This is a genomic window from uncultured Psychromonas sp., from assembly GCF_947489755.1.
GTDB lineage: Bacteria > Pseudomonadota > Gammaproteobacteria > Enterobacterales > Psychromonadaceae > Psychromonas.
Genome location: NZ_CANLFB010000059.1, coordinates 1 through 4,552, shown reverse-complemented (window position 1 = coordinate 4,552; position 4,552 = coordinate 1). Strand labels below are relative to the sequence as shown.

Genomic DNA, 4,552 nt, shown 5'->3' with positions numbered 1-4,552 from the left:
TTCAAATCGTTCTTGGTCGAAAGATCTGATCACTAGGTGGGCATTTAGTTCAATTCCTTAAGCAGAATTGAGGTTAACTAACACGCATGCATCGGGTAACTCTTGATCTATCCTATTAGCAAAAATACTTAACTTTTCTTCAGCAAAGGTAAACAACCAAGCTTCTTGATTCATTGAATTATTAACCCTCAAAATTCTACCCAATACTTGTCGAAAATATAGCTCTGTTTTCACTCGGCTTAAGTGACAACAAACTTGAAGTCTTGGGATATCAGTACCTTCTGATACCATGCCGACGCTGACAATCCATTGCGTATTGCTAAAACGAAAGTAGTTAATTTTATCAGATACATTTTGTTCTTTATAAGTAACAATTACTGCGGTTTTTTGTAGTTTTTCTGTAAGTAAGTTCATTATTTGCTGTGCATGGTCAACCGATGAAGCCACAATCAGACCACCTGCGTCTGGTGTTGATTTTCTTATCTCTGCTAATTTATGGCAACCTTTGACCAAAATATGTTGAATAACAACATCATGTGTAATTAAGTCTTGATAAGAAATGAGTGGTGCTTTTAAAAGCGCTTTTAGCGACTTAAATATTTTAGTTTCTTTGTCTTTAGTTTTTACAGATATTTCTTCATTATCAATTAAAACAATTTTAGGATTACGACAAACGCCATCTTTAACGGCTTGCTGTAGAGAGTAGGTGTAATTACATTCAATTTGATTATCGGGATCGCTGTAAGTCGCTAATGCGATAGGGAGCAAGTCGGAGCGCCACGGAGTGCCTGTTAACGCTAAAGTATATGAAGCGTGCTCTTGAATGTTTTTAATGATTTCTTCACCCCAGATATTTGCATCTTCGTTCGATGAACCGGCGCAATGGTGTATTTCATCAAAAACAACAAGTACACGGTTATTTCTCAATAGTTTCCAATAATCATCATTAAAGAAGCGCATATTTTGGTAAGTATATGAGCAGCCTACTGAGCCAATCACACCATCAAAATTACAATTTAATCGCTTGGAAAATGTTCTTTTCATTCCATTCGAAATCTCAGTAGATGGAGAAAAACAAATGACAAAGTCTATTTTATCTTCATCTAATAAATAAGCAGCTATCTCAGCCGCTAGAACAGTTTTTCCTGATCCAGGTGTAGCCAAGCATAAAAAGTGCTTATTAAGTTCTGAATAGTGCTTTATTGCTTCTTGAAAGCATTCTTTTTGCCATTGCCTTAACATGATGACGTATCCGTAGTGACACAACCTAGTAAGTTTTGTAATGCGTGGACTTTGCCCAATAGCTTAATTGATCTCTCTTTAGCTTGAGCTTGATGTAGCTGCAATTTTTCTTGCAGTTCAGGAAAGCGAGTTGAAAGACGTTTATATTCTTTAGCTTCCTCAAGTACGGTATTTAGGTCTATTTCATAGGTTAGCAGTTCTTGTTGTAACTCATCTTGATAACTCTTTGTTTTAACTGCTGCTTGGCGCTTTTTACGTTGGAGTACTTTTTTAACTTTCTTTATTCTTTTTATTGGTACAAAAATAGTATTAAAAAATAATTCTGTTTTTGAATAAAGAACTTTTTTAATGTTTTTATTTTGATTGTCGACACGTTTGATGAATCCTTTTTCAATACTTCTGGTTAACTGGCGGTATATAAACTTTCTCGCTTCTACAGGGTCGGTAAATTCATCGTGATGAGCTATTAGAGCCTCTTTAGCTTCTTAAATAGTGAAATTATCCATCTGCTTAATGACTAAAAGGGAATGTAAAAATACATTCATATCTACTTTATTGCTCATTGCACAACCTTGGAAATAATAATAAACTTAGAATTCCTAAGTGTACATGGCAATGTAAAAACTAGACAATCAGTTTTATATAAAACTCATAGAGATGATGTACTAGTGCAGGTTAAATCCTTTTTTACAGAGCGCCTTAAACAGGCCAGAAAAAAAATGAAAATCAGTCAAAAAGATTTAGGCATTAATATAGGGATTGATCCAAGTTCAGCAAGTGGTCGCATGAATCACTATGAAACTGGTCGTCATATGCCAGACATAGATACATTAAAAAAGATGGCTAAAGAATTGAATGTGCCCGTTAATTATTTTTTTTGTGAATCTGAAGAGAGTGCAACCTTAGCGTGTTTGATTGATAAGCTTGACGATGAAGGAAAATGCAAGTTGATACAGTCGTTAGAAAGTAACAAGGATTAACAGGGAATCCTTTCCCGCAAAATTGACGCTTACTTATCTATATTATTCTCTGTAGTTTTATCAGGGTTAGCCCTTACTGATTTTTTACCACTTATATTTTTTACTACATGATGATTCGGGTGTTGGCCATTAGTCGTTTCTTTAACTAATTGTGCTCGGGTCACTACCCCTCTGCCGACTATTGTATAACTGTTATTACTGCCATTCTTACTATCCGCATTGCCTCTGATATTTGTAGCCATTTTTGAACCTCTCAATAATTGTTTATTTAATGCAACGTATTACAGTCAATATTGAACTGCTCAGATATTATACGAAATATCAAAGGTCGCTTCAAATTTCACTGTTTTTATAAACATAGAAAAAATGTAAATGGTTTCTCTTGCACATAATTTACAATATTGTTTAATCCCTTTGATTTAAAAGTAAAATTTTTGTGAATAGTTCGGTATGATTGTAGCTATTAAAGAGTAAGCTCTTTTAAACAACGTTTTAGGTAAAAAATAATGGCAAAATCTCCCGCTAAAAAAACACCAAAAAAATCACAAGTCGGTTTCGAAGAGGCGTTATGGGATGCTGCCAATAAGCTACGTGGCAGTGTTGAATCTTCTGAATACAAACACATTGTATTAAGTCTTATTTTCTTGAAATTTATCAGTGATAAGTTTGAAGTGCGTAAAGCTGAGATTGAATCGGAGCATGGCGCGGAATATATCGATATGGTGGACTTTTACACCATGGAAAATGTGTTTTATTTACCGGAAGAGGCGCGTTGGTCTTTTATCCAAATCAATGCAAAGCAAGGTGATGTCGCAGTTAAAATTGATAGTGCCTTACACAGTGTAGAAAAGAGTAATAAATCCCTTGCTGGTGCATTGCCTGATAACTACTTTTCTCGTTTAGGGTTAGATGCGAGTAAACTTTCAGCATTAATCGATACCATCAATAATATTGAAACTATCGATAAAGAAAGTGTCCGCAGCGGAACAAAAGCCGGCAGCGATAGTGAAGTAAAAAGTGAAGTAAAGAGCGAAGAAGATTTAGTTGGGCGTGTGTATGAATACTTCCTCGGTAAATTTGCTGCCACCGAAGGTAAAGGCGGGGGTGAGTTCTATACGCCAAAATCAATAGTTAATCTGATTGCCGATATGATTGAACCTTACAAAGGGAAAATCTACGATCCTTGTTGTGGTAGTGGCGGAATGTTTGTGCAATCGGTTAAGTTTATCAACAGCCATAATGGTAGCCAAAAAGATATTTCTATTTATGGGCAGGAATATACCAATACCACTTATAAACTAGCGAAAATGAACCTGGCAATCCGCGGTATTAACGGCAATTTAGGTGATGTCGCTGGCGATAGTTTTTTCAAAGATCAGCATCCCGATTTAAAAGCTGACTACATCATGGCGAATCCGCCTTTCAATCAAAAGCAATGGCGTGCTGATAATGAATTAGTCGATGATCCACGTTGGGCAGGTTACCCGACACCGCCAACAGGTAATGCGAACTACGCGTGGATCATGCACATGATCTCTAAGCTGAGTGAGCACGGCACTGCAGGTTTTGTGTTAGCCAATGGTTCAATGTCATCCAATACCAGTGGCGAGGGTGATATTCGCCAGAAAATCATCGAGAACGATCTGGTTGATTGTATGATCGCTTTGCCAGGACAACTTTTCTACACCACACAAATCCCAGTGTGTTTATGGTTTATCAGTAAAGATAAAAGCGCCGCGAGCGGGTTAGAGGGCAATGACGAAAAAGGCATATTAAAACGTCGTGATCGCCAAGGTGAAACCCTGTTTATTGATGCGCGTGAAATGGGCTCCATGGTTAATCGCACGCTTAAAGAATTAACTAATGATGATATTGCTGAAATTACGGCAACTTATCATGCTTGGCGTGGTGAGACTGTCTTGAATGAAACAGGTGAAGCACAAACTTACGAAGATAAAGCGGGTTACTGCAAATCAGCCACACTAAGCGAGATCAAAGCCAACGATTATGTTTTAACGCCCGGCCGTTATGTTGGTGCTGCTGACATTGAAGATGATGGCATTCCCTTTGAAACCAAAATGAGCGAGTTAAGCCAAACCCTTTATAACCAAATGAGCCAAGCGGAAGCATTGGATCAAGCGATCCGTAAAAACTTGGAGGCGTTGGGTTATGGGGAGTAGATTTAAAACTATTAGGCTTGATAAAATATCTGAAAATATATCAAGATCTTTCGCTTTAAAGGCTACCGATGAAGCTAATGCCGATCAGTTAAGAAAATTAGTTGATTTTTAGCTGAAGAAGATCAAAATCCTATGACTCAAAAGGTCATG

The 4,552-nt window shown here is 37.0% G+C and carries 4 protein-coding genes; 2 read left to right on the top strand and 2 right to left on the bottom strand.

Features of this window, described 5'->3' with window-relative positions:
- Nucleotides 1–57 precede the first annotated feature (57 nt).
- On the bottom strand, nucleotides 58–1,242 hold the full coding sequence (locus tag Q0794_RS17930) for a DEAD/DEAH box helicase family protein (protein ID WP_298944233.1): 1,185 nt from the start codon (nucleotides 1,240–1,242) through the stop codon (nucleotides 58–60).
- A 668-nt stretch (nucleotides 1,243–1,910) separates the two neighbouring features.
- Here Q0794_RS17930 and Q0794_RS17925 point away from each other — a divergent pair.
- A complete protein-coding gene (locus Q0794_RS17925; protein ID WP_298944235.1) occupies nucleotides 1,911–2,222 on the top strand; it encodes a helix-turn-helix transcriptional regulator in 312 nt (103 codons plus the stop codon).
- Nucleotides 2,223–2,251: 29 nt separating this feature from the next.
- Here the strand turns inward: Q0794_RS17925 and Q0794_RS17920 are convergent, their stop codons facing one another.
- Complete coding sequence (locus Q0794_RS17920) at nucleotides 2,252–2,464, bottom strand: DUF3892 domain-containing protein (RefSeq protein ID WP_298944230.1); 213 nt, start codon at nucleotides 2,462–2,464, stop codon at nucleotides 2,252–2,254.
- A 264-nt stretch (nucleotides 2,465–2,728) separates the two neighbouring features.
- Here Q0794_RS17920 and Q0794_RS17915 point away from each other — a divergent pair, with 264 nt between their 5' ends.
- Nucleotides 2,729–4,402, top strand: a complete 1,674-nt coding sequence (locus Q0794_RS17915; protein WP_298944228.1) for a class I SAM-dependent DNA methyltransferase — start codon at nucleotides 2,729–2,731, stop codon at nucleotides 4,400–4,402.
- Nucleotides 4,403–4,552: the final 150 nt, after the last annotated feature.

Bases quoted from the DNA above. Each gene is read 5' to 3' on its own strand.
- Q0794_RS17930 (WP_298944233.1), bottom strand. From the start codon at position 1,242: ATGTTAAGGCAATGGCAAAAAGAATGCTTTCAAGAAGCAATAAAGCAC.
- Q0794_RS17920 (WP_298944230.1), bottom strand. From the start codon at position 2,464: ATGGCTACAAATATCAGAGGCAATGCGGATAGTAAGAATGGCAGTAAT.
- Q0794_RS17915 (WP_298944228.1), top strand. From the start codon at position 2,729: ATGGCAAAATCTCCCGCTAAAAAAACACCAAAAAAATCACAAGTCGGT.